Annotated in this window: 27 protein-coding genes; 18 read left to right on the top strand and 9 right to left on the bottom strand. The window is 73.2% G+C overall.

Annotated elements, in window-relative coordinates; all coding sequences use genetic code 11:
* The 10 genes from trmD (at position 1) to AC060K_RS04290 (ending at position 9,039) form a co-directional block, all read left to right on the top strand.
* Positions 1-813, top strand: a complete 813-nt coding sequence (gene trmD / locus AC060K_RS04335) for a tRNA (guanosine(37)-N1)-methyltransferase TrmD (protein WP_483764227.1) — start codon at positions 1-3, stop codon at positions 811-813.
* A gap of 286 nt (positions 814-1,099) precedes the next feature.
* Entirely contained in the window at positions 1,100-1,450 is a 351-nt protein-coding gene (gene rplS, locus AC060K_RS04330) for a 50S ribosomal protein L19 (RefSeq protein WP_483764226.1), read from the top strand.
* Between the two features lie 153 nt (positions 1,451-1,603).
* The gene (gene lepB, locus AC060K_RS04325) at positions 1,604-2,356 is read left to right on the top strand and encodes a signal peptidase I (RefSeq protein ID WP_483764225.1); all 753 of its coding nucleotides are present in this window, start codon (positions 1,604-1,606) and stop codon (positions 2,354-2,356) included.
* Positions 2,357-2,481: 125 nt separating this feature from the next.
* Positions 2,482-3,258 (top strand): signal peptidase I, encoded by a 777-nt coding sequence (gene lepB / locus AC060K_RS04320; protein ID WP_483764224.1) that lies wholly within the window; start codon positions 2,482-2,484, stop codon positions 3,256-3,258.
* Positions 3,255-4,181, top strand: a complete 927-nt coding sequence (locus AC060K_RS04315; protein ID WP_483764223.1) for a ribonuclease HII — start codon at positions 3,255-3,257, stop codon at positions 4,179-4,181. The genes lepB (AC060K_RS04320) and AC060K_RS04315 overlap by 4 nt, the downstream gene beginning before the upstream one ends.
* Positions 4,178-4,477 (top strand): DUF2469 domain-containing protein, encoded by a 300-nt coding sequence (locus AC060K_RS04310; RefSeq protein ID WP_119137991.1) that lies wholly within the window; start codon positions 4,178-4,180, stop codon positions 4,475-4,477. The genes AC060K_RS04315 and AC060K_RS04310 overlap by 4 nt, the downstream gene beginning before the upstream one ends.
* A gap of 184 nt (positions 4,478-4,661) precedes the next feature.
* Positions 4,662-5,048: a YraN family protein gene (locus AC060K_RS04305; RefSeq protein WP_483764222.1), complete on the top strand. Its 387-nt coding sequence runs from the start codon at positions 4,662-4,664 to the stop codon at positions 5,046-5,048.
* Complete coding sequence (locus AC060K_RS04300; protein ID WP_483764221.1) at positions 5,049-6,581, top strand: YifB family Mg chelatase-like AAA ATPase; 1,533 nt, start codon at positions 5,049-5,051, stop codon at positions 6,579-6,581.
* Complete coding sequence (gene dprA, locus AC060K_RS04295) at positions 6,574-8,025, top strand: DNA-processing protein DprA (RefSeq protein ID WP_483764220.1); 1,452 nt, start codon at positions 6,574-6,576, stop codon at positions 8,023-8,025. Before AC060K_RS04300 ends, dprA begins: the two co-directional genes overlap by 8 nt.
* A gap of 54 nt (positions 8,026-8,079) precedes the next feature.
* Complete coding sequence (locus AC060K_RS04290; protein WP_483764320.1) at positions 8,080-9,039, top strand: tyrosine recombinase XerC; 960 nt, start codon at positions 8,080-8,082, stop codon at positions 9,037-9,039.
* Positions 9,040-9,044: 5 nt separating this feature from the next.
* Here AC060K_RS04290 and AC060K_RS04285 read toward each other — a convergent pair whose 3' ends face one another.
* Positions 9,045-9,647 (bottom strand): M23 family metallopeptidase, encoded by a 603-nt coding sequence (locus AC060K_RS04285; RefSeq protein ID WP_483764219.1) that lies wholly within the window; start codon positions 9,645-9,647, stop codon positions 9,045-9,047.
* A gap of 178 nt (positions 9,648-9,825) precedes the next feature.
* Here AC060K_RS04285 and AC060K_RS04280 point away from each other — a divergent pair, with 178 nt between their 5' ends.
* The 8 genes from AC060K_RS04280 (at position 9,826) to AC060K_RS04245 (ending at position 17,065) form a co-directional block, all read left to right on the top strand.
* Entirely contained in the window at positions 9,826-10,515 is a 690-nt protein-coding gene (locus AC060K_RS04280) for a YoaK family protein (protein ID WP_483764218.1), read from the top strand.
* A gap of 300 nt (positions 10,516-10,815) precedes the next feature.
* A complete protein-coding gene (gene rpsB, locus AC060K_RS04275) occupies positions 10,816-11,772 on the top strand; it encodes a 30S ribosomal protein S2 (protein WP_483764217.1) in 957 nt (318 codons plus the stop codon).
* A gap of 92 nt (positions 11,773-11,864) precedes the next feature.
* Positions 11,865-12,704 carry a translation elongation factor Ts gene (gene tsf / locus AC060K_RS04270; protein ID WP_483764216.1) on the top strand — a complete coding sequence of 280 codons (840 nt, stop codon included), beginning with the start codon at positions 11,865-11,867 and terminating at the stop codon, positions 12,702-12,704.
* Positions 12,705-13,058: 354 nt separating this feature from the next.
* Positions 13,059-13,820, top strand: a complete 762-nt coding sequence (gene pyrH, locus AC060K_RS04265) for a UMP kinase (protein ID WP_483764215.1) — start codon at positions 13,059-13,061, stop codon at positions 13,818-13,820.
* Positions 13,821-13,884: 64 nt separating this feature from the next.
* Complete coding sequence (gene frr, locus AC060K_RS04260; RefSeq protein ID WP_483764214.1) at positions 13,885-14,442, top strand: ribosome recycling factor; 558 nt, start codon at positions 13,885-13,887, stop codon at positions 14,440-14,442.
* A 50-nt stretch (positions 14,443-14,492) separates the two neighbouring features.
* Positions 14,493-15,362 (top strand): phosphatidate cytidylyltransferase, encoded by an 870-nt coding sequence (locus AC060K_RS04255; protein WP_483764213.1) that lies wholly within the window; start codon positions 14,493-14,495, stop codon positions 15,360-15,362.
* Positions 15,363-15,419: 57 nt separating this feature from the next.
* Positions 15,420-16,517 carry a dual-specificity RNA methyltransferase RlmN gene (gene rlmN / locus AC060K_RS04250; RefSeq protein WP_483764319.1) on the top strand — a complete coding sequence of 366 codons (1,098 nt, stop codon included), beginning with the start codon at positions 15,420-15,422 and terminating at the stop codon, positions 16,515-16,517.
* Positions 16,518-16,522: 5 nt separating this feature from the next.
* The gene (locus AC060K_RS04245; RefSeq protein WP_125775184.1) at positions 16,523-17,065 is read left to right on the top strand and encodes a DivIVA domain-containing protein; all 543 of its coding nucleotides are present in this window, start codon (positions 16,523-16,525) and stop codon (positions 17,063-17,065) included.
* Positions 17,066-17,137: 72 nt separating this feature from the next.
* Here AC060K_RS04245 and AC060K_RS04240 read toward each other — a convergent pair whose 3' ends face one another.
* From AC060K_RS04240 to AC060K_RS04205, 8 genes are all read right to left on the bottom strand, one after another.
* Positions 17,138-17,503 (bottom strand): MerR family transcriptional regulator, encoded by a 366-nt coding sequence (locus tag AC060K_RS04240; protein ID WP_483764212.1) that lies wholly within the window; start codon positions 17,501-17,503, stop codon positions 17,138-17,140.
* Between the two features lie 57 nt (positions 17,504-17,560).
* Positions 17,561-18,394: a hypothetical protein gene (locus AC060K_RS04235; protein WP_483764211.1), complete on the bottom strand. Its 834-nt coding sequence runs from the start codon at positions 18,392-18,394 to the stop codon at positions 17,561-17,563.
* A 118-nt stretch (positions 18,395-18,512) separates the two neighbouring features.
* Positions 18,513-19,340: an SDR family oxidoreductase gene (locus AC060K_RS04230; RefSeq protein WP_483764210.1), complete on the bottom strand. Its 828-nt coding sequence runs from the start codon at positions 19,338-19,340 to the stop codon at positions 18,513-18,515.
* A gap of 93 nt (positions 19,341-19,433) precedes the next feature.
* Positions 19,434-20,852, bottom strand: a complete 1,419-nt coding sequence (locus AC060K_RS04225; RefSeq protein ID WP_483764209.1) for a GH12 family glycosyl hydrolase domain-containing protein — start codon at positions 20,850-20,852, stop codon at positions 19,434-19,436.
* Positions 20,853-20,953: 101 nt separating this feature from the next.
* Positions 20,954-21,577, bottom strand: a complete 624-nt coding sequence (locus AC060K_RS04220) for an FtsB/FtsL family cell division protein (RefSeq protein WP_483764208.1) — start codon at positions 21,575-21,577, stop codon at positions 20,954-20,956.
* A gap of 199 nt (positions 21,578-21,776) precedes the next feature.
* Positions 21,777-22,196, bottom strand: coding sequence for an MmcQ/YjbR family DNA-binding protein (locus AC060K_RS04215; protein WP_483764207.1), 420 nt, complete (start codon positions 22,194-22,196; stop codon positions 21,777-21,779).
* 14 nt (positions 22,197-22,210) lie between these two features.
* Positions 22,211-22,753 (bottom strand): hypothetical protein, encoded by a 543-nt coding sequence (locus tag AC060K_RS04210; protein WP_483764206.1) that lies wholly within the window; start codon positions 22,751-22,753, stop codon positions 22,211-22,213.
* A gap of 84 nt (positions 22,754-22,837) precedes the next feature.
* Positions 22,838-23,656, bottom strand: a complete 819-nt coding sequence (locus AC060K_RS04205; protein WP_483764205.1) for a VWA domain-containing protein — start codon at positions 23,654-23,656, stop codon at positions 22,838-22,840.
* Positions 23,657-23,664: the final 8 nt, after the last annotated feature.

The raw sequence follows: 23,664 nt of genomic DNA, 5'->3' as shown, positions 1-23,664 counted from the left end.
GTGCGCGTCGACGTCGTCTCCATCTTTCCCGGTTATCTCGCGGCGCTCGACCTGTCCCTGGTGGGCAAGGCCCGCCAGTCCGGGCTGCTGGACCTGCGGGTGCACGACCTGCGCGACTGGACCGCGGACCGCCACCGGACCGTCGACGACACGCCCTTCGGAGGCGGCGCCGGCATGGTGATGCGTCCCGACGTCTGGGGCACGGCGCTGGACAGCATCCTGCCCGCGGTGCCCGACGACGCCTCGGCTGCCCCGGGCGGCGGGCGCGGGGCGCACCTGATCATCCCGACGCCGTCGGGCGAGGTGTTCACGCAGCGGCACGCCGAGGCGTTGGCCACGGAGGAGCACCTGGTCGTGGCGTGCGGGCGGTACGAGGGCATCGACGCCCGGGTCCCGGAGCACTACCGGGCGGCTGGCATCGCCGTGAGCGAGCTGTCGATCGGCGACTACGTGCTGAACGGCGGCGAGGTCGCGGCGCTCGTGATGATCGAGGCGGTGGCCCGGCTGATCCCTGGGATGGTGGGGAACCCGGCGTCGCTGGTCGAGGAGTCGCACGGCGCGGCCGGGCTGCTGGAGTATCCCGTCTACACCAAGCCGCCGGCGTGGGCGGGCCTCGAGATCCCCGAGGTGCTGCTGTCCGGGCACCATGCCCGGATCGAGCGCTGGCGGCGGGACCGCGCGCTGGAGCGCACGGCGGCGCGGCGTCCCGACATGATCGCGGCGCTCGACGTCGCGACGCTCGACAAGCACGACGTGGCGCAGCTGCGGGAGCTGGGCTGGGTCGTGGAGGACGGGCGGCTGGTGCGGCACTGAGGTGCTCACCGCCGGTCCGGCGGCATCACGGCGGCGGCCGCGCGCGTCCGGGTGCACGTCACAAGGCGCCCGCGCAGGCCTGGCGCCTGCGCTGTGGCAGAATGGTGCGTCGGTGCGTCGCCGGTCAGGTCTCTGCCACAGGGGACGACCGGGCGGCACCTGCAGGTCAGGACCGCCCCGATCGCGCACACGCCGCACCGCACCTCATCTGACAGCACCGGGACCGCTCCCCGTGAGACGGCCCACGAGACTCGTGCCTGACCTGTGGCAGGCCCGGAGAGAACCCATGCAGACGCTCGACATCGTCGACGCAGCCTCGCTGCGCAGCGACATCCCGCAGTTCCGTGCGGGCGACACCCTGAAGGTCAACGTCAAGGTCGTCGAGGGCAACCGCTCCCGCATCCAGGCGTTCCAGGGCGTCGTCATCCGCATCCACGGCGGCGGCATCGGCGAGACCTTCACGGTCCGCAAGGTCAGCTTCGGCGTCGGCGTGGAGCGCACCTTCCCGGTGCACGCCCCCACGATCGACTCGATCGAGGTCGTCACCCGCGGTGACGTCCGTCGCGCCAAGCTGTACTACCTGCGCGCGCTGCGCGGCAAGAAGGCGAAGATCAAGGAGAAGCGCGACGTGCGCTGACCTCCGGTCGCACACAGCGGTACCTGACGACGCCCGGTCGTCCCTTCGGGGGGCGGCCGGGCGTCGTCGTCCCTGCTCCCTTTTCCGGACCCTCACCCGTTCCACCCCGAGACCCTCGTGCTCCGGACCGCGCCGGGGTGGAAGAGTGTCCGCGTGACGCATACCGACCGCCGCCCTGAGCGGCAGCGACGCACCGGGCCGCTGGCGACGCTGCGGGAGGTGGCGGTCATCGTCGTGAGCGCGCTGGTGCTGTCGTGGCTGATCAAGTCGTTCCTGGTGCAGCCCTTCTTCATCCCGAGCCCGTCGATGGAGCAGACCCTGGTCGAGGGGGACCGGGTCATGGTGTCGAAGCTGACCCCCGGCGCGTTCGAGCTGCGGCACGGCGACATCGTGGTGTTCACCGACCCCGGTGGCTGGTTGCCGCCGCCCCTCCCGGCCGACCACGGGCCGGTGGGCGACGCGGTCGTCACAGGCCTGACCTTCGTGGGCCTGCTCCCGCAGGACTCCGGCGACCACCTGATCAAGCGCGTCGTCGGCCTGCCGGGTGACCACGTGGTCTGCTGCGACGCCGCGGGGCGCCTGAGCATCAACGGGGTGCCGGTCGAGGAGGCGGGGTACATCGCGCCGGGCTCTCGGCCGAGCCAGGACCCGTTCGACGAGACCGTTCCCGACGGGATGCTCTGGGTGATGGGCGACAACCGGCAGGGCTCGAAGGACTCGCGGTACAACGGGGGCACCGAGGGCGGTGCGTTCGTGCCGGTGGAGAACGTTGTCGGCGTCGCCTTCGCGACGGTCTGGCCGTTCGGGCGGGCGACGTGGCATACCAACCCCGAGGACGTGTTCGCGGAGGTCCCCGACGCGGGTGCCACGGCGACCGCGGCACGTCGGGAGGATCCCGTGCCGTGACGTAGGGTCATTTCGCTGCGTACCCACCGAGGTGGAAGAGTGGGTGCGTGACGAACTCCGACCGTACGGCGAACTCCGCTCAGACCGATGGGACCCCCTTGACCGACGTAGATCCTTGGGATGCCGTGCCCTCGGAGCAGCCCGCCGCCCGGAGCGGCGACCGCCGTCGTGAGCGTGAGCCGCGCTCGGGCACCCTGGCGATGCTGCGGGAGGCGGCGATCATCATCGTCAGCGCGCTGGTGCTGTCGTGGCTGATCAAGTCGTTCCTCGTGCAGGCGTTCTTCATCCCGAGCGCGTCGATGGAGCAGACGCTGGTCGAGGGCGACCGCGTGATGGTGTCGCGGCTGACGCCGGGGCCGTTCGAGCTGCGGCACGGGGACATCGTGGTCTTCAAGGACCCGGGCGGCTGGCTGCCGCCCTATGTCGCGCCCGACCGTGGCCCGGTCGGGAACGCGATCACCGACGGCCTGACGTTCGTGGGCCTGCTGCCGCAGGACACGGGTGAGCACCTGATCAAGCGCGTCGTCGGCCTGCCCGGCGACCATGTGGTCTGCTGCGACGCCGAGGGCCGGGTCAGCATCAACGACGTGCCGATCGACGAGACCGAGTACATCGCGCCGGGCTCCAGCCCGAGCCAGGACCCGTTCGACCAGACGGTGCCCGACGGGATGCTCTGGGTGATGGGCGACAACCGCCAGAACTCGAAGGACTCCCGGTACAACGGCGGCAAGGAGGGCGGCGGGTTCGTCCCCGTGGAGAACGTCGTCGGCGTCGCCTTCGCCACGGTGTGGCCGTTCGAGCGGGCCACCTGGCACAACAACCCTGAGGACGTGTTCGTGGACGTGCCCGACGCGGGAGCCGCCGCGACCGCGATGGCCCGCAGGGAGGACGCGGCGCTGTGACGCAGGTCGTTCCTGAGACGGCTCCGCGGACGCGGTCCCGCGGTGCGGGAGCCGCCGGGGCGGGCACCGCCGCGCCACGTGCCTCCGCCGCCACCCGGAAGGCGCCGACGCTCCGCCAGGAGCGGTCGTTCCTCGCGTCCGGAGCCCGCCTCGTGGCGGGCATGGACGAGGTCGGTCGTGGCGCGCTGGCCGGCCCCGTCAGCGTGGGCGTCGTGGTGGTCGACGCGGGAACGCGCACCGCGCCCAAGGGCCTCACCGACTCCAAGCTCCTCACCGCGGCCGCACGGGAGCAGCTCGTCCCCGCCCTCCGGCGCTGGGCGGTCGCCTACGCGGTGGGTCACGCCGAGGCGGCGGAGATCGACGAGCACGGCATCATCGGCGCCCTGCGTCTCGCGGGGCGCCGGGCCCTGGCTCAGGTGCGCGAGCTCGCCGGACCGGTCGACGTGGTCGTCCTCGACGGTTCGCACGACTGGCTCACCACCCCGGTCGCCGACCTCTTCGAGGCGGCGTCGCTGGACGGCTCGCCGGGCGAGCCGGGCCTCGACGTGGCCGACCACGTGCCCACCGCGATGGGCCCGTGGCCCGACCCCCGGGTCACCACCCTCGTCAAGGCGGACCTGCGGTGCGCCTCGGTGGCGGCGGCGAGCGTGCTCGCGAAGGTGGAGCGCGACGGCATCCTCACCCGCCTCGCGGCGCAGCATCCCGCCTTCGCGTGGGACCAGAACAAGGGCTACAGCGCTCCGGCCCACCTCGAGGCGCTCCGGGAGCACGGCCCCACGCCCCTGCACCGCCGCTCGTGGAACCTGCCGGGGGTGGGCGTCGGCGCGATGCCCGCGCTGACGGGCGTCGTCGACCTGGACCTCCTGCCGGCCGAGCCCTTCGAGGACGACGGTTTGCGTGCCGATGGGATGATGGCGACGTGAGCGCCGAAGACCTGGAGAACTACGAGACCGAGATGGAGCTCGCGCTCTATCGCGAGTACCGCGACGTGGTGGGCCTGTTCTCGTACGTGGTGGAGACCGAGCGTCGCTTCTACCTCGCCAACCAGGTGGACCTGCAGGTGCGGTCCGCGGCGGGCGAGGTGTACTTCGAGCTGCGGCTCGGCGACGCCTGGGTGTGGGACGTGTACCGGTCGGCCCGGTTCGTGAAGTCGGTGCGGGTCGTGACGTTCAAGGACGTCAACGTCGAGGAGCTGGCCAAGGCCGAGCTCGCGCTCTGACGTCCCCCGTGCCCTGCGGTCGCCGGCCGCGGAACCCGTGGGCGGGTCGGATCTGCCGTCCTGACCGGGCCGGGCCTGCCCGACCCCGACCACAACGGGCCTGCGGCCCGGTCTGTGCACAGCCCGGCCCCGCGCGGCCTCGGCGCACCTCTCGCGTGACCAAAGGTGGTCACGGAGGTGAGCGATGCGCGCAAAGGACGGCGTCGGGAAGTACGGCGAGTCGGTGGCGGCCAGGCATGTGGCCGCACGCGGCTGGCGGGTGCTCGACCGCAACTGGCGGGGAAAGGGCGGCGAGCTCGATCTCGTCGCGATCGACGGTGACCTGCTGGTCGTGGTCGAGGTCAAGACGCGCTCGGGCACGGGGTTCGGTCATCCGGCCGAGGGGGTGACCGCCCGCAAGCTGGCGCGCCTGAGGGTGCTGGCAGGCCAGTACCTGAGCCACCACCGGCTGCGCTGTGCCGACGGGGCCGACCTCCCGGCGCACTTCGCCGGGGTCCGGATCGACGTGGTGGCGGTGACGCTGCCCCGGGCGGGTGCGGCAGCCGTGGAACACCTCGAGGGGGTGGTCTGAGTGGGTGTCGCCACGACGCTCGCGGTCTCGCTGGTGGGGCTCGCCGGTCACGTGGTCGAGGTCCAGGCGCACCTGGCGGCGTCGGTGCCCGGCTTCACTCTGGTCGGGCTCCCCGACGCCGCCCTGAGCGAGTCGCGCGACAGGGTCAAGGCTGCCGTCACCTCGACGGGCCTGCCCTGGCCGGTCAAGAAGATCACCGTGAACCTGTCGCCGGCCTCTCTGCGCAAGCAGGGCAGCGGCTACGACCTCGCCGTCGCGGTGGCGATCCTCGCGGGGGCGGGGATGATCCCGGCGAGCGGCCTGGACCGGACCGTCCACCTCGGTGAGCTGGGCCTCGACGGCCGTCTCCAGCCCGTGCGCGGGGTGCTGCCCGCCGTGGCGGCGGCCGTCGCCGCGGGCTACCGGGACGTCGTGGTCGCAGCGGGTGACGTCGACGAGGCCCGCCTCGTCCCCGGGGCCCGGGTGGCGGGGGCGGCGAGCCTGGGGGAGGTCGTCGCCCTCCACGGAGGCCCCGCCGACCTGGTGCGAGACGTGGAGCCCGTGCTGCGCCTGCGGCCCCCGCGGGCCCCACGCGGGGCGGGCGACCTTGCTGACGTGCTCGGCCAGGAGCAGGCCCGGTCCGCGCTGGAGATCGCGGCCGCAGGCGGGCACCACCTCCTGCTCGTCGGGCCACCGGGCGCGGGCAAGACGATGCTCGGCGCCCGGCTCCCCGGGATCCTGCCGGACCTGACCGACAGGGAGGCAGTCGAGGTGACGGCCGTGCACTCGATCGCCGGCACGTTCGACCCCGGGCAGGGACTGATCCGGCGCCCGCCGTACGAAGACCCGCACCACACCGCGACGTCACCCGCCGTCGTGGGCGGCGGGACCGGTGTGCCGCGTCCGGGTGCGGCGTCCCGCGCGCACCGGGGCGTGCTCATGCTCGACGAGGCGCCGGAGTTCAACGCGAGGGTCCTCGACACCCTGCGCCAGCCGCTCGAGCACGGCGAGCTGGTCATCCACCGGTCGGGGGGCGCGGCCCGGTACCCTGCGCGCTTCCAGATGGTGCTCACCGCCAACCCGTGCCCGTGCGGGCACGGGTCCGGCAAGGGGCTGGGCTGCACGTGCAGCGCCAACGCCCGGCGCCGGTACTTCTCCCGCCTGTCCGGGCCGCTGCTCGACCGGGTGGACCTCCAGCTCACGGTCCACCCCGTCACCCGGGAGGCGCGGGCGGCAGGTCCAGGGGAATCGTCTGCCGTGGTGGCGGAGCGTGTGGTCGCCGCGCGCGAGGCCGCACGCGCGCGGCTCGCCGGGACGCCCTGGGTCGCCAACGTGGAGGTCCCGGGAGGCTGGCTGCGTGACCTGCTCGGGCCCCGGGGCGACGTCCTCGGCGTGATCGACGACGCGCTCGAGAAGGGCACGCTCAGTCTCCGCGGGGCCGACCGGGTGCTGCGCGTCGCCTGGACGCTCGCCGATCTTGCCGGCCAGGACGCGCCGAACGCGGAGCACGTCGGGCGCGCTGTCGGCCTGCGGACGAGGGAGCACCATGGCTGAGACCTTGTTCGACGACGTGCCGCCGGACGCCGGAACCGGAGGGGGCGGACCCCGCCGCGGACCGGTCTCGACCGGCCCGGCCGGCGGTACGCGGCCGGGCGGAGGCCCGGCAGGTGCCCGGGCGGGCTCCGGCCCGGCCGGATCCCGGGAGGGCGCGCTGAGCACCGCGAGCCTCAGGTTCGACGCGGCGGACCCGATGCTCGCGAGCGCCGCCTGGAGCCGGCTCGCCGAGCCGGGGGACGAGGCGGCAGTGGCCCTGGTCCAGCAGCTGGGGGCAGTCGACGCGCTGGCGTGGGTGGTCGAGGCGGTCCGTGCACCGGCACAGGCCGAGTCGGTGCTCCGGCGGGTGTTCGCCACGACGAGAGGTCCGGGCGGTCCGGCCGTGCCCGCGGCCGACCTGCCCGGCCGGATCCTGCCCCGGCCGGCTGACGTGCCCGCCGGTGCTCCGGTGGCCGCCCGGGACGCCGTCGGCCGGCTCCTCGCCGGCGTGCGCCGCTGGTCCGGGCGCCTGGCGGGGCTCGACCCGGAGGGCGACCTGAAGGTGCTCGCGCGCTACGGCGGCACGCTCCTCGTGCCGGCGGACCCGCGGTGGCCGGCCGGCCTGGAGGACCTCGGCGTCAGCGCACCGCTGGCGCTGTGGGTCAGGGGGCGTGGCGACCTGGGTGCGCTCGTCGCCCGCTCGGTGTCCGTGGTGGGGTCCCGCGCCTGTACCGACTACGGCCTCCACGTGGGCGAGCGGCTCGCGGCCGGGCTGGCCCACAAGGGCTTCACGGTGGTGTCGGGCGGCGCCTACGGCGTGGACGCGGCCGTGCACCGCGGGGCGCTCGCGGCCGGCGGTGCCACCGTGGCGTTCCTCGCGGGCGGCGTCGACAGGCTCTACCCGGCGGGCAACTCCGGCCTGCTGCGCCGGGCGGCCGAGGACGGAGCGGTCGTGAGCGAGGTGCCGCCCGGCTCGGTGCCGGGCAAGCAGCGGTTCCTGAAGCGGAACCGCCTGATCGCAGGAGCGACGCGGGCGACGATCGTGGTCGAGGCCTCCGTCCGGTCGGGTGCCCTGTCCACCGCCAACCATGCCGTGGGACTCTTCCGGCCCCTCGGTGCGGTGCCGGGTCCGGTGACCTCCATGGCGTCTGCGGGGTGTCACGAGCTGCTGCGACAGGGGGCCGCGGTGTGCGTCACCGATGCCGCGGAGGTCGCTGAGCTGGCGGGCGACTCCGGGGCGGACGCCGCCCCCGAGCGGCTGGCCGAGTCCCGGCCCGGGGACGGCCTGGATCCCGTCGGACGCGCCGTCCTCGACGCCCTGCCGGTGCGCGGGCCCGCCGCCGCGGAGACGGTGGCGAGGGTCGCCGGCAGGTCGGTCACGGAGACGCTCGGGGCGCTCGGCATCCTGGAGCTCCGGGGGCTGGCCGAGAACCAGGACGGCAGGTGGCGGCTGCGGCGCGCCTGAGGTGAGGGACACGCCGGGCCCCGCTGACCGGGCACAACGGGATCACGGGGCAAACTGGCGGATGTGGACCATTCCGAGCCCGACGTGCCGCGTCTCCCGGCGGAGCTCGCCGACGCGGTGAGCCGCTTCGCCGTGCACCTGGACACGCAGCGCGGGCACTCGGCACACACGCGGCGCGCCTACGTGGCGGACGTGACGGACCTCCTGCGGTACGGGGTCCGTCACGGCTGCGGGCGGCTGGACGGCGTCGACCTCGCCGTCCTGCGCGGCTGGCTCGGCGCCCAGTCCGAACGTGGTCTCGCCCGTGCGACGCTCGCCCGGCGCGGGGCGTCCGCGAGAGCGTTCCTCCGCTGGGCGCACCGGACCGGCCTGGTGGCCACCGACCCGTCGGCACGGCTCGCCAGCCCCAAGGTGCCGCGCACCCTGCCGACCGTCCTCGCGGTGGACGAGGCCGCACGGCTCCTCGACACCGCGCGGGAGTCCGCCGCCGAGGCCGACGAGGTGTCCCGGCCCTCGGCGCTGCGCGCCTGGGCCGCCGCGGAGCTGCTGTACGGGGCGGGTATCCGCGTGGGGGAGCTGGTCTCGGTGGACGTGGGTGACGTGGACCCCCGCGAGCGTCTTGTCCGGGTGCTGGGCAAGGGCGGCAAGGAGCGGGTGGTCCCGTTCGGGCTCCCGGCGGCGCGAGCCGTCGACGCGTGGCTGCGGGTCGGCAGGCCGGCGCTGGTCTCCGGGGTGAGCGGGCAGGCGCTGCTGATCGGCGAGCGCGGCGGGCGCTGGGGGCAACGGCAGGTGCGCGACGCCGTGCACCGCCTGGCCGCGCTGGCGGGCGTCGAGGACGTGGCCCCCCACGCGCTGCGCCACTCGGCGGCGACGCACCTGCTGCAGGGCGGCTCTGACCTGCGGGCGGTCCAGGAGGTGCTGGGGCACGCCAACCTCGCGACGACCCAGCGGTACACCCACGTGGACGCGGACCGCCTCCAGCGCGTCTACGCCCAGGCGTTCCCGCGCGCCTGACCTCGTCAGCCGGTCGGCAGCAGCACGATCACCGGGCGGTCGAGGAGCGCCAGCGGGTCGAGGTAGCGCTCGCCGCGTCGCACGCCCCAGTGCACGCAGGCCTCCGGCGCGCAGTGGCTCGCTCCCGGCCCGCCGACGATCCCCCCGCCCTCGACGACGCCGACGGGCGTCCCGGCGACCACCGCGTCACCGACCGCCACGGCCGGGACCACCGGTTCCAGGCTGGAGCGGAGCCCGTCCGGGTGCGTCACCACGAGCACGCCGCGACCGGCGACCTGACCGGCGAAGGTGACGGTTCCCGGCCCTGGTGAGACGACCGGCGCGCCGGTCGCCGACAGCAGGTCCACCCCGCGGTGCCCGGCGCCCCACTCCTCCTCCGGCGGGTCGAACCCGCGCACCACGCCCTCCGGCGGGTCCACCCCGGAAACAGGGGCCACATAGCCGGTGCCGGGCCTGGGCGCCGCCGCGAGCACGGCCGCCGGGCCCGTCGTCGTCCCGGGCGGCGCCGCCGCCCGCTCGGTGCGCGCCACCGCGGGGAGCGGCGTCAGGAGAGCCGCGACCAGGACGACGGAGAGGGTCGCCGCCGGGCGGCGCGAGGTGCGAGTCATGCCGACCACGGTGCTCCACCGGGCCGCCCGCCACCGGACGGCGGCCTACCCGCTGTGCAGGAGTGCCGCGGAACGTTCCCTGTGGTCGGCCTCTGGAGGGCACGTCGTCGTCGGCGCAGCAGGGCCGCCCCCGGGCGAGGCGGCGGGGCCGGGCCATCGCGGATGACATCATGTCGCGGTGACCTCCGCACGACGCCCTGCCCCCGCGACGACCCAGCTCGTCCTGATGCTCGTCCTCACGTTCACCACGGGGATCGTGGACGCCGTCGGCTACCTGGGCCTCGACCGGGTGTTCACCGCCAACATGACCGGCAACGTCGTGATCCTCGGCATGGCGCTCGCCGGGGGCGACGACCTGCCGGTCCTCGGCCCCGCCCTCGCCCTCGGCGGCTTCTTCCTGGGGGCGATCCTGGGCGGCCGGCTCGTGAACAGCGGTCCGGCGGACTGGGTGCGGGCCTCGACCGTCGCGTTCGGCGTCACCGGGCTGCTCGCGACCGGCCTGGGCGTGGGCGCCTTGATCAGCACGCCTGTCGAGGGCACGGCGTGGGCGTTCGTCGTCACCGGTGTGCTGGCGCTGGCCATGGGCGTGCAGGCCGCGGCTGCGCGCCGCCTGGCGGTCAAGGACGTCACCACCGTCGTGGTGACCTCCACCCTCACGGGCCTCGCGGCCGACTCGCGCCTCGCCGGCGGTACGGGCGCCGGCTGGCCCCGGAGGCTGCTCGCGGTGGCGCTGATCCTCGTCGGTGCGGCCGTGGGGGCGCTGCTCCTGGCGGTCGGGGGGGACGCGGGCATCGGCCTGGGCATGCTCGTCGCCGGCGTCCTGAGCCTCGGGGTGACCGTCACGGGCCACGTGCTGCACCACCGCTGAGGTCACACCGCGGGCGGTCCGCCGGTCCTACCCGGTTCGGGTAGACTTCAACCCGCGACCGGCGTGCGCTCTCTCCCTCGATTCCCGGGGGACTCGCGTGCCCGGCCGACGTCGCGCGTCACGTACTCCCGCTCCGGCAGCGGTCCGGCGGCCCTCGGGTCTCCGGTGCCAGGCACGGGGTGACGCCAGGGGCACCCGTCCGGGTGCCGTCAACCGAGATCGCGAACCGGGCCCCGGCCCGCGTCGCCTGACTGTGCGCGGGCCCTGGGAGGATCCCGGACCGCGCCGGAAGGAAGTGCCATGGCCGTCGTGACCATGCGTCAGCTCCTCGAGAGCGGTGTCCACTTCGGACACCAGACCCGTCGTTGGAACCCGAAGATGAAGCGGTTCATCTTCACGGAGCGCAACGGCATCTACATCGTCGACCTCCAGCAGTCGCTGTCCTACATCGACAGCGCCTACGAGTTCGTCAAGGAGACCGTCGCCCACGGCGGCAGCATCCTCTTCGTCGGCACCAAGAAGCAGGCGCAGGAGCCGGTGGCCGAGCAGGCCGCCCGCGTCGGCATGCCGTACGTGAACCACCGCTGGCTCGGCGGCATGCTCACCAACTTCACCACCGTGCACAAGCGTCTCCAGCGCCTCAAGGAGCTCGAGGAGATCGACTTCGACGACGTGGCCGCCTCCGGCCTCACGAAGAAGGAGCTCCTGGTGCTGCGCCGCGAGAAGGACAAGCTCGCGCGCACCCTCGGTGGCATCCGCGACATGGCCAAGGTTCCCTCGGCCGTGTGGATCGTCGACACGAACAAGGAGCACCTGGCTGTCGACGAGGCGCGCAAGTTGAACATCCCGGTGGTGGCGATCCTCGACACCAACTGTGACCCCGACATGGTCGACTACGCGATCCCGGGCAACGACGACGCGATCCGCTCCGTCACGCTGCTCACCCGCGTGATCGCCGACGCCGCCGCCGAGGGCCTGATGCAGCGCCACTCCGGCAAGGCGACGGGCGCCGAGGCCGCTCCCGCGGCGGAGCCGCTGGCCGAGTGGGAGCGCGAGCTCCTCGCCGGTGACACGACCGAGGCTCCGGCCGAGGCCGCCGCCACGGAGGCCCCGGCCGCCGAGGTCGCTACCGAGGCCCCCGCCGAGGCCACGGAGGCCGTCGAGGCCGCCGCCGTCGAGGCCCCCGCCGCCGAGGTCGTCGAGACCGAGGCCGCCGAGGCCCCGGCCGAGAAGACCGCTGCGCCCGAGTCCGAGTGACGGAACGCGCGGGCCGGGTGCACCTTCCGGGGTGACCCGGCCCGCGCGCACCGCTCCCACGTACCAAGCAACCAGCACGGAGGACCACCACCATGGCGAACTACACCGCCGCTGACATCAAGGCCCTGCGCGAGCGCACCGGCGCCGGCATGCTCGACGTCAAGAAGGCCCTGGACGAGGCCGACGGCGACGCCGAGAAGGCCGTCGCGATCATCCGTACCAAGGGTCTCGCCCGCGCCGCCAAGCGCGAGGGCAACACCACCTCCGAGGGCCTCGTGGCCGTCGAGGTGACCGAGGCCGCGTCCGGCCAGGCCGCCACGATGATCGAGCTCAACTCGGAGACCGACTTCGTCGCGAAGAACGAGAAGTTCATCGCGCTCGCCGACTCGGTCCTCAAGGCTGTCGCCGCTGCCGGCGCGACCGACACCGAGTCCGCGCTCGCCGCGCCGACCGCTGACGGGACCGTCGCCGACCTGATCGCCGCCCAGGGCGCGACCATGGGCGAGAAGATCGTGCTCCGCCGCGTGGCTCGCGTCGAGGGCCCGAAGGTCACGACGTACCTGCACAAGACGGCCAAGGACCTGCCGCCGACCATCGGTGTGCTCGTCGTGACCGACGAGGCCGGCGAGGCCGTGGCCAAGGACGTCGCGCAGCACGTCGCCGCTATGGCCCCGAAGTACCTCACGCGCGACGAGGTCCCCGCGGACGTCGTCGCCAAGGAGCGCGAGATCGCCGAGGAGACCTCGCGCAACGAGGGCAAGCCGGAGGCCGCGCTGCCGAAGATCATCGAGGGCCGCCTGGGTGGCTTCTTCAAGGAGGTCGTCCTCCTGGAGCAGCCCCTCGCCAAGGACCCGAAGACCACGGTGGCCAAGCACGTCGAGAGCGTCAACGGCACGCTGTCCGCGTTCGTCCGCTTCCGCGTCGGTTCCTGACGCAACCCCGGTGGCCCCGGCCCCCCCCCCCCCCCCGGGCGGGGCCCCCCCCCCCCCCCCCCCGGCCCCCCCCCCGGGGGGCCCGCCACGCGCGACCGGGCGTGCCGGGCCACCGCGTATCGACACAGGTGACAACCTGAGTGATGCGTACGCGCGGCCTCGACCGCCCCGGCCGCCCGACGCCGGAGCGCGCCCCACGTACGGAAGGTGAGCTCCGGCGTCGTCCACCCTGGTGGCCGGCGCGGGAGGTGACGGCCCGCCCGGGCGGGAGGGCCGTCCGTCGGGCAAGATGCCGGGGAAGAACGTGAGCCCTGGCCGGATGGTGTGGACGACGGGACGAAGGGTGACGCAGCAGTGAGCGACGAGGTAGCGACGCACGGGACGCACGCGGTGGACGACCTGGGGCGGCCGGCGCGCCGGGTGCTCCTGAAGCTGTCGGGCGAGACCTTCGGTGGCGGGAGCGTGGGCCTCGACGCCGACGTGGTCCGGCGCGTGGCCAAGGAGATCGCCGCGGCGGTCCGCGAGGGCGTCCAGGTCGCGATCGTCGTGGGCGGTGGCAACTTCTTCCGCGGCGCCGAGCTGTCGCAGGCCGGCATGGACCGCGCACGCGCCGACTACATGGGCATGCTGGGCACGGTGATGAACTGCCTGGCGCTCCAGGACTTCCTGGAGCAGGCCGGCGTGAAGACGCGGGTGCAGACCGCCATCACGATGGGTCAGGTCGCCGAGCCCTACATCCCGCTGCGCGCCATCCGGCACCTGGAGAAGGGCCGCGTCGTCATCTTCGGCGCCGGCGCGGGCATGCCGTACTTCTCCACGGACACCGTCTCCGTGCAGCGCGCGCTCGAGGTGCACTGCCAGGAGGTCCTCATGGGCAAGAACGGCGTGGACGGCGTGTACACGGCTGACCCGCGCAAGGACCCGTCGGCGCGCAAGCTCGACCACCTGACGTACACGGACGCCCTCGTCGGACGTCTCGGCGTCATGGACGACACGGCGATGGCGCTGTGCCGCGACAACGACGTGGCGATGCGCGTGTTCGGCCTGGAGGAGCAGGGCAACGTCACGCGCGCGCTGCTCGGCGAGCGGATCGGCACGCTGCTCACCGCCGTCTGACCGTCCGCCTGGCAGACTTCCGTATTGTGACCCCCGCACGACACGTACTAGGACAGGAGCACCGGTGATCGACGAGACCCTTCTCGAAGCCGAGGAGAAGATGGACAGGGCGATCGAGGTCGCCAAGGAGGACTTCGCGGGCATCCGTACCGGGCGCGCGAACGCCGGGATGTTCAGCAAGCTCACGGTCGACTACTACGGTGCGCCCACGCCGCTGCAGCAGCTGGCGTCCTTCAACATCCCCGACGCCCGCACGGTGCTCATCGTGCCGTTCGACAAGGGTTCGATGTCGGGCATCGAGAAGGCCCTGCGTGACTCCGACCTGGGCGTGAACCCGGGCAACGACGGCGTGGCCATCCGCGTGGTGCTGCCCTCCCTCACGGAGGAGCGCCGCCGCGACTACGTCAAGCTCGCCAAGACCAAGGCGGAGGAGGCGCGCGTCAGCGTGCGCAACGTCCGTCGCAAGGCGAAGGAGGAGCTGGACCGCATCGTCAAGGACGGCGAGGCGGGCGAGGACGAGGTGGCGCGCGCCGAGAAGGAGCTGGAGTCGCTCACCAAGAGCCACGTCGACGTGATCGACCAGCTGCTCGCGGGCAAGGAGAGCGAGCTGCTCGAGGTCTGATGGCCACCGTCGCCCATCGTCCGACGCCGAGCCGCGCGCCAGCAGACACCATGACCCCAGACCCGGATGCCGCCACCGGCGCGACACCCGTAGAGCCGCGCGTCTCCCGCGCGGGCCGGAACCTCCCTGCCGCGATCGCGGTGGGCCTCGGCCTGCTCGGGATCGTCGGGGCGTCGCTGTACTTCCGCCCCGAGCCCTTCGTGGGGTTCGTCGTGATCGCCCTGTGGGCGGCGCTGTGGGAGCTCCGGCAGGCGTTCGCCCGTCGCGGCGTGCGGCTCCCCATGCTGCCCCTGATGATCGGCGCGGCGGGCATGGAGGTGTCGGCGTACTTCTCGGGGCCCGAGGCCGGCCCGGAGGCCCTGCTCGTGGCCTTCGTGCTCACGGTCGCGGGGTCCGTGGTGTGGCGCGCGCTGGACGGCTCGGGCACGGGCGCGGTGCGCGACGCCGCCGCGGCGGTGTTCGCGGCGGCGTACCTGCCGTTCATGGCTGGGTTCGTGGTGCTGATGCTGTCCCAGCCGGACGGCGAGATCCGGGTGGCGCTGTTCGTCATGCTGGCAGTGGCGGGCGACACCGGCGGGTACATCGCCGGTGTGCTCTTCGGCCGGCACCCGCTCGCCCCCACGGTGAGTCCCAAGAAGACCTGGGAGGGGCTGGGGGGCTCTGTGGCGCTGGCCACGGCGGTTGGTGTCATCGGCGCCGTGTACGGGCTCGATGAGAGCCCCTGGGTGGGGGTGGCGCTCGGTGTCCTGAGCGCTGTGACCGCCACCATCGGCGATCTCGCCGAGTCGCTGCTGAAGCGCGACCTAGACTTGAAGGACATGGGCACGCTCCTGCCCGGGCACGGTGGTGTCCTCGACCGGCTGGACTCTCTCCTGCTGACCGCGCCCTTCGTCTATCTCGTGCTCTCGGTGGTGGCCTGAATGACAACCCAACCCGTGGTGCGCCCGTCCGACCAGACGGCGCCCCTCCCGCTCCAGATGGCGCCGCGCCGGCGCGGCAAGCCGCCGCGCCACTTTGCCGACCTCACGCCGGAGGAGCGGGTCGCGTCCGTGGTGGAGGCGGGCGAGAAGCCGTTCCGGGCCAAGCAGCTCGCCACGCACTACTTCACGCACTTCACGAGCGACCCCGCGCTCATGACGGACCTGCCGGCCGCGAGCCGGGAGGCCCTCGCCGAGGCGCTGTTCCCGCCGCTGATCCGCGCGACGCGCACCCTCGAGGCTGACGGCGGCACCACCGTCAAGACCCTCTGGCACCTCTTCGACGACGCCAAGGTCGAGTCGGTGCTCATGCGCTACCCCAACCGCACCACGCTCTGCGTGTCCAGCCAGGCCGGTTGCGGCATGGCGTGCCCGTTCTGCGCCACCGGCCAGCTGGGCCTGACGCGGAACCTGTCGACCGCGGAGATCGTCGAGCAGGTCCGGGCCGCGTTCCGCTCGCTCGCGGCGGGGGAGATCCCGGGCGGGCCGGCGCGGCTCAACAACCTGGTGTTCATGGGCATGGGCGAGCCGCTGGCCAACTACAAGGCCGTCATGGAGACGGTGCGCACGCTGGTCGCACCGCAGCCGGAGGGCCTGGGCATGAGCGCCCGCAACATCACCGTCTCCACGGTGGGCCTGGTCCCCGCCATGCGGAAGCTGGCCGACGAGGGCATCCCGGTGACTCTCGCGCTGTCCCTGCACGCCCCGGACGACGACCTGCGCAGCGAGCTGGTGCCGATCAACACCCGCTGGTCGGTGGACGAGGCGCTCGACGCCGCGCGCCACTACTACGAGGTGACGGGTCGCCGGGTGTCCATCGAGTACGCACTCATCAAGGACATGAACGACCACGCCTGGCGGGCCGACCTGCTGGGCACCAAGCTCAACGCGCGTGGCCGCGGCTGGGTGCACGTGAACCCGATCCCGCTGAACCCGACGCCGGGCTCGATCTGGACCGCCAGCGAGCGACCGGTCGAGGACGAGTTTGTGGCACGATTGCGCGGGCACGGCATCCCGACCACGATCCGTGACACCCGAGGCAGCGACATCGACGGCGCCTGCGGGCAGCTGGCGGCCGAGGAGGACGACGACGAGTGAGCGGCATGTTCAACACCGTTTCGAAGGTGCGCACGGGCTATGACAAGGAAGAGGTCGACGACTTCTTCGAGCATGCCCGGCAGGCGTACGAGGGTCGTACGGCCGAGCGCCTGACGAGCGCCGACATCCAGGCTTCCACGTTCGACCTGGTGCGAGGCGGATACAACACCCACGAGGTCGACGCGGCGCTCGACCGGCTCGAGGCGGCGTTCATCCAGCGTCAGCGCGCCGAGTACGTCGCGGCGCACGGCCAGCAGGCATGGATGAACGCGCTCGCGGAGCGCGCCCGCACGCTGTACGGGCGCCTCGGCCGGCCGGACGGCGACAAGTTCGCCCCCGCCGCGGCCGGTCAGCAGGGCTACGACAAGGACGACGTCGACGACCTGTGCGACCGTCTCGTGGCCTACTTCGACCGCCAGGAGCCGCTCACGGCGGGCGAGGTGCGCTCGGCCACGTTCGGACGCGCCAAGGGCGCGGACGGTTACGCGGAGGCCCCGGTCGACGCGTTCTTCAGCCGTGCTGTGGAGGTTCTGCTCGGCGTCGAGTGACGCCACCCGAGGTTCCTGACGCCGGGGCCTCGCCTCCCGAACGGGAGGCGAGGCCCCGGCGTCGTTGTGTTCTCAGGTGGCCGAACCGACCAGGACCTCCGTGCGGGCCAGGTAGTCGCGGATCGTGTCGCGGCTCTTGGTGAGGCACGCGATGCGGTCGTCGAGGCCGACCAGCTCGGTGGCGAGCAGCTCGGCCACAGCACGCGGGCACGCCTCTCCGGGAGGTGCGGCCTCGGCGTCGAGGAGGACCTTGATGAGGCGGGTCGGTACCCCGGAGCGGATGAGGCTCGCCACCCGCTGCACCCGCTCGACGTGCTCCTCGTCGTAGGAGCGGTACCCGTTGCTCTCGCGCGGAGCCTCCAGGAGGCCCTGCTGCTCGTAGTAGCGCACCAGGCGCGGGGTCACTCCCGCTCGCCGGGCTACCTCACCGATCTTCATGCCGCTCCTCCCGACCTTGACATCCGTGTCAAAGTCTAGGCGGGTGGCACCGGCGCGTCAGCAGGGCGCCGCGACGGGGTTGCCGGTGCCGGTGCTGAGGTACGCGTCGGAGACCCAGTGGCCGGGCCCGATCCGGTTCCAGAGGTTGGTCGAGCCCAGGTGCCCGTCGATCCACGTGCCGCGGGCGGTGCACTCGACCACCACCGTCGAGTACTGGCCCGCCTGGCCCACCGCCGCGTAGCCGGTGCCCGGACCGGAGCGGACGGTCAGCGGGCCGCCGCCCGTCCGGACGACGCCGCGCGGCCCGGTGCCCGCCCAGAGGTAGGTCACGTCGACCCAGGCGTTGTCGGTGAGTCGCAGGGCGTCCCAGAAGGTCCCGTCGGCGAGGTCGATGCCCGCCGGGTTGAGGACCGTACGCCCGAACTGGTCCTTGCCGCCGTTATAGCCGTCCTGGTAGGCGGCCTGCGCCTGGGGGCGACCCTGCGGCAGGTCGGTCCAGCTCTGGCGGGAGGCGTTCCAGTAGTCGTCGGTCGTGTTCCACGGGCCGACGTCCCAGACGGGGGCGTAGGCGCAGCGGCTGGTGCTCGGGGCGCAGACTCGCACCGTGTACGTGCCCGACCCCTGGGCGGACAGCGCCCGGCGCGAGGGGAGCGCGGCGAAGTGGTCGCGGTCGGTGATCACGTGGCCGTTCGCCGTGGTGCCGCCGACCAGCCCTTCCCGTGTCCCGTAGACGCGGAAGGTCGGCGGCGCCGCGAGGGTTCCGACGGGGTCCTCGCCGTCGGCGGTGGCCGGCGGCGCCACGGTCCAGGTGACCGCGAGGGCGACCGCCGCGGCCATCACCGCGGGCAGGCGGGGCGGACGACGACGTTCCCGTGTGCGCGTGGCTGTCATGCTCCGACGGTACGGAGGCGTATTTCACCCGTGACGAATGTTGACATTGGCGCAGGCCAGGCGGCGTGTCGTCGACGGCGCGCCGCCCGGCGGCTCCGGGACGCGCAGTGCGCGGCCGTCACGTCTGCGGTCGGCGCCAGTCGTCGTTCGTCAGGTGCGAGCCGGCCATGGGGCCCATGCGGAGCATGCCGCCGTCGACGGCCCACGACGCCCCCGTGACGTAGGTGGCCGGCGGACCGCAGAGGAACGTGATGACCGCGGCCACCTCTCGGGCGTCCCCCGGCCGCCCGAGAGGGACCCCCGGCCGGCTGGTCCGCGTCGGGTCCTCGTCCTCCTGACCCGTCATGGCGGTGGCGATCTCACCCGGCGCCACGGCGTTGACGGTGATGCCGTGCTCACCGAGCTCGAGCGCCGCGACCTGCGTGAGCAGGCCCAGCCCGCCCTTGGCGGCGCAGTAGGCGGCCGAGCCCACGCGAGGCTGGTGCTCGTGCACGCTCGTCACGTTCACGATCCTGCCGCCGCGCCCGCCCGCCACCATGTGCCGCGCAGCGGCCTGCAGGAGGAGGAACGGTCCGTCCAGGTCGGTCGCGATGACCGACCGCCACTCGGCAAGGTCCAGGTCGAGCAGCGGCGTCGAGGAGCCGGTGCCCGCCACGTTGGCGAGGGCGTCCAGCCGGCCGAACGCGGCCGCCAGGTCGTCGACGACGACGGGCACGGCAGCCGCGTCCGTGACGTCGAGACGGCGGAGCTCCGCCCGGGCGCCGTGGCCGGACGCCTCGCGCGCCGTCGCCTGCGCCTTGTGCTCGTCGGCGTACCAGCAGAGGCCGAGGTCGAACCCCGCCTCGGCGAGCGCGACGGCCGTGGCCCGGCCGATACCCGACTCGGATCCGGTGACGACGGCGACGGGGCGGGCGGTGCCCGCACGGGCTGAGGAGTCGGTGTCCATGGGACCAGCGTCCGCCCGACCTGTCGTGAAACAGCGGAAGGCCGCCCGGCGCGCCCCGGGGCGCACCGGACGGCCTTCCGCCGAGGACCAGGGCTACGGGACGGCCACCACGCACGAGCCGGAGGTCGGCAGGGAGGAGTCCGACGCGGGGCGGGTGGCCTGCATGCCCCACGTCACGCTCTGGCCCGGCGCCAGGGTGCCGTTCCACGACTGGCTCGCCTGGGTGACGGTCTGGCCGCTCACCGTCGACGTACCCGGCCACGAGCCGACGTGCGAGTGACCCGACGGGAGCGTCACCGACGAGCGCCAGGCGACGACCGTCATGGTGCTGGTGTTCTTCACCGTGACGTTCACGGTGTAGCCCCCGGTCCATGCGCTCGCCGGGGCGACCGTCGTGGTGCAGACGGTGCCGCCACCGCCGCCACCGCCGCCACCGCCTGGGGTGGCGGAGACGACCGGAGAGTACGACGAGGTGCCGGCGCTGTTCACGGCGCGGACGCGGTAGTTGTACTGCGTGCCCGAGGTCAGGCCGGAGTCGGTGAACGTGGTGCCGCTCGGCGTGCCGACGCGCGTGAACGTCGCGTTGTTGTTCGTCGAACGCTCCACCTCGTAGCTGGTCGCCCGGACGGCGGCGGCCCAGGAGAGCGACACCGAGGACGCCGTCGTGCCGGTGACCGTCACCGAGGGCGTCCCGGGAGTCAGCGGGGGCGGGGTCGAGGTGCCCGAGGTGACCGACGCCGAGAACGAGTTCACCGCGAGGCCCACACCGCCGATCCACGGCTCGAACCCGGCCTGGACGCTGGTGAGGTACCAGCTCGCGTTCCCGTACTGCGAGCCGCGGGTGAGGGTGTCGTCCACGAAGTCCATGACGTCGAAGGACAACGACCCGATCGGGGAGCCCGAGATGTAGGACACCACGTTGTTGGCGCCGTTGTTGCCCGTCCAGACCTCCCACGTACGGCCGGCGATCGACACCGATCCGGTGCGCGAGCCGATCGGCTGGATCGACCCCTGCTTGTTGAACCAGATCATGATCTCGGTGTCCTGCACGCCGGACACGTTCGTGTCGGCGTTGAGCCAGATGTCGTACGAGGCGTTGTACGTCCCGCTGCCCGGATAGGTGTAGCTGATGCTGCTCGGTGCCGTACCGATCGTGCTGATCTGCTTGGGCAGCGGCGAGCCCGGGCTGCAGTTCGTGTAGTGGCAGCCCAGGAAGATCGACGGGTACGACACCGGCGCGCCGGACGTGTTGCCCACGCCGTCCTGCTGCGTGATCGAGAACCCGTTCGACGTCGTGTTGATGCACTGGGTGGCGGTGGTGCCCCAGCGGTTGTTCTGGATCACGTAGCTGCCCGCGACCGTGGTCCCGTACTGGTCGCAGATGACGGCGGCGCTCGCGGGGGCCGCCGTCACCACCGCCGCCGTCAGGGCCGCGGCGACAGTGGCGACAGCAGCGGCGAACGCGGCGACGAGTCGGGTGGGCCGTCGTCTGTGGAGGGTTGTCGTGGTCATGGCACTCCTTCGTGCGGAAGGTGAGGGAGCGGGGGCTTCCCCGCCGTCGAAGGTAGGCCGGGTGCTGCAGCCGGGACAGCCCGGCGAATCGATTAGGCGGGTTACTTCCAGACCGTGATCTCGAGGTCGTACGCGTCGTCCGCCTCGCGGACGTTCACCACCTGTACGTCCGCGTACCGGCCGGTGCTCGTCCGGACGCAGAGGTGCTTGCCGAGGAGCGTGGGGGCGTCGGGCAGGTAGTCGTCGAGCTGGGTCTGACCGGCGCAGGCCTCCGCGTCCGGGGCCGCGTCCAGGACCGTCATCGAGTCGCCCGTGACGTCGTGCCCGAAGGTGATGCAGAAGTCGCCCTCGCCCGAGCTGACGCCCCAGTTGCCCTCGGTGCTGTCGAGATCGAGGCAGGTGCCGTAGTTGATCGCGATCGGGGTGCCGTCCGTGCTGCGGGCCACGTCCGCGACCGGCGCCGCCTCCGCGGCGGTGCCGCCCGCGGCTGACGAGCCGGTGAGCTCTGCGATCGTGTCGTTGAGCTTCTTGTTCTCGGCCTGGAGGGCCTCGTTCGCCGCGTCGACCGCAGCCAGCTGCTCCTGGAGGGTGACGATCGTGCCTTCCAGCGAGCCGACGCTGGGGGAGCCGTCGAGCGCCGGCACCGAGGCCGCTCCGGTGCCGACCGCGACCGCCGCGCCGATGAGGGCGGCGACGATCGTGCCACCCGCGGTGATCAGCGCCACCGAGATCTCCTTGGACGTCCCGGACCTCGCAGGACGGTCCTCGGCGTGCGAAACCGGAACATCGGTCCGCGTGGGTCCGGAGAGCTCGGACGGCATCGTTCGTGGGCCTTTCTACGGCAGGACGGGGCAGGGCGGGCACGGAAGCCCTCCCGGAGAAAGGGTACAGATACGGACGATCCAGCCGAGTGCGGCGGTCGGCTCAGGTCTGCGGGTCGCCCTCGGTGCCCGGACCGCCCGTGGCGGCGAGGTAGCTCTCCCTCAGCCGCTTCGGGGCACGGTCCAGCCAGGCGTCCACCACCAGCTCCTCGAGCTCGTCCGGGGAGACCGCGTCGAGAAGCAGGAGCACGGCGGGATACCCGTCGAGGTGCGAGACGGTGAAGAAGACGTCGGGGTTGGCGGCGATCAGCGCCTGCTTCTCGCCCTCGTCGGCCACCCGCACGCCGAGGATCGCCCCGACCGGTGCCGCCGGGCCCAGCTCGGCCCGGTCCTTGGTGCGCAGCGGGCGGTCCCAGACGAACCCCTTGTCGCGGACGCACCACATCGGCGAACCCCAGGAGACCTTCTCGGTCACCTCGGGCAGGGCGAGGGCGAGCCGTCGGACGTCGTCGAACGTGGCCATGGTTCGACCCTAGGTCAGTCGCACTCCCCGCACAGCCCCGAGGGGAGCAGCTCCAGGAAGCAGGACGTGCACACGCCCCGCTCGCGCTCGGTGCCCTTGCGGGCACCACTGTCGTGGACCTCGTACGCGACGGGCAGCTCGGTACGCACCAGGGTGCCGCCGTCCTGGTGCAGCACGTAGCTCTTGAAGAAGTTGGCCGTCGTCTCCCGCCCCTTGCCGGGAGCGAGGGAGATGCGGCCGCCGCTCGGCGGGATCCAGATCATCGTCTGGTCGTGCCGCGCGGCGATCTCCCGCATCAGGGGACGGTTCTCGAGCGGCGCCTGGAACGCCTCCAGCGCCTCGTCGAACGACGCGAGGTAACGGCGTCGCCCGCCGGTCAGCACCCGTGCGCAGGACGAGCAGAGAGGCAGCCTGGCCAGCTCCTCGGCGGTCGCCCGCCGCATCGTGGGGATCGTCTTCTCGGTCTGGTGCTGGCAGTCGTCGGAGTGCAGCATCTTGGCGCCCGGGGCGACGTACAGCTCGTCGGGAGAGACACCCTCGGGGAGTTCCGTAGTCATGCCGGGGAGTATTCCGGGAGCCACTGACACGCCCCCTCGCGCGGTGGCGCAAGGGGGCGCGAGCGGCACGGGCCCGGCGAGCCGCTACTCCTCGGCGTCGTCCCGCGGGGCGAACGACCCCGGCTCCACGGGCGGCGGCGGAGCTGCCGTCCTCGGGCGCGGCTGGACCGACCCCCGGGGGCGCAGGGGAGGCGCGCCCCGCCTCCCTGCAGGGGGCGGCACGATCGGCCGGGGTGCTGCCGCGTCGGGACCCGAGGAGCCGACGGCCGCAGCCCGGTCCTCCTCTGTGTAGAACGCCGCCGGCGCGGGCGCCGAGCCCGGTGCGGCCGCGGCGTAGCGCATCCGCGCGGTCCCCCGCGAGGTCGCGGCCATGGCGGCGCCCACGTTCCCTGCGTCGTACGTCAGGGACCGGTCCCGGCGCACGCCGAGCGACGCGCCCACCTCGATCGCGTCCTGGTTGGCTCCCATGTACAGGAACGCCCAGCCGTCCTGGGTCTCCTTCTCGGTGACCAGCGACTTGATCGCGGCGTGCGTGTGCTCCTTGGACGCGTTCTCGTACCCGTCGGTCATGATGCCGACGATCACCGTCGCGGGACGCTCGTCCTCGGGCATGAGGGCGAGCCGCTCGCTCGTGGTGCGGACGAGCCGGGCGATAGAGTCGAGCAGCGCCGTGCTGCCGCGCGGCTCGAGGACGAGGGACGGGACGTCCTCGACGGGCTTGTCCGTGTAGACCTCCTCGTACCGGTCGTCGAACTGGGCCAGCGTGACCGTGCAGCGTCCCGGCGTGGCCTTCTGCTCGGCCATGTACAGGTCGAACCCCTGGACGGTGGCCTCCTTCATGGCCTGCATCGACCCGGACCGGTCGAGCAGCATCGCGATGTGGGTGAAGCTCGTGTCTGCCATGGTGGCCA

It is taken from the genome of Antribacter sp. NEAU-D49 (genome assembly GCF_057158775.1).
The sequence above is the reverse complement of the archived record's forward strand: the minus strand, read 5'-3'. Positions and strand labels throughout refer to the sequence as shown.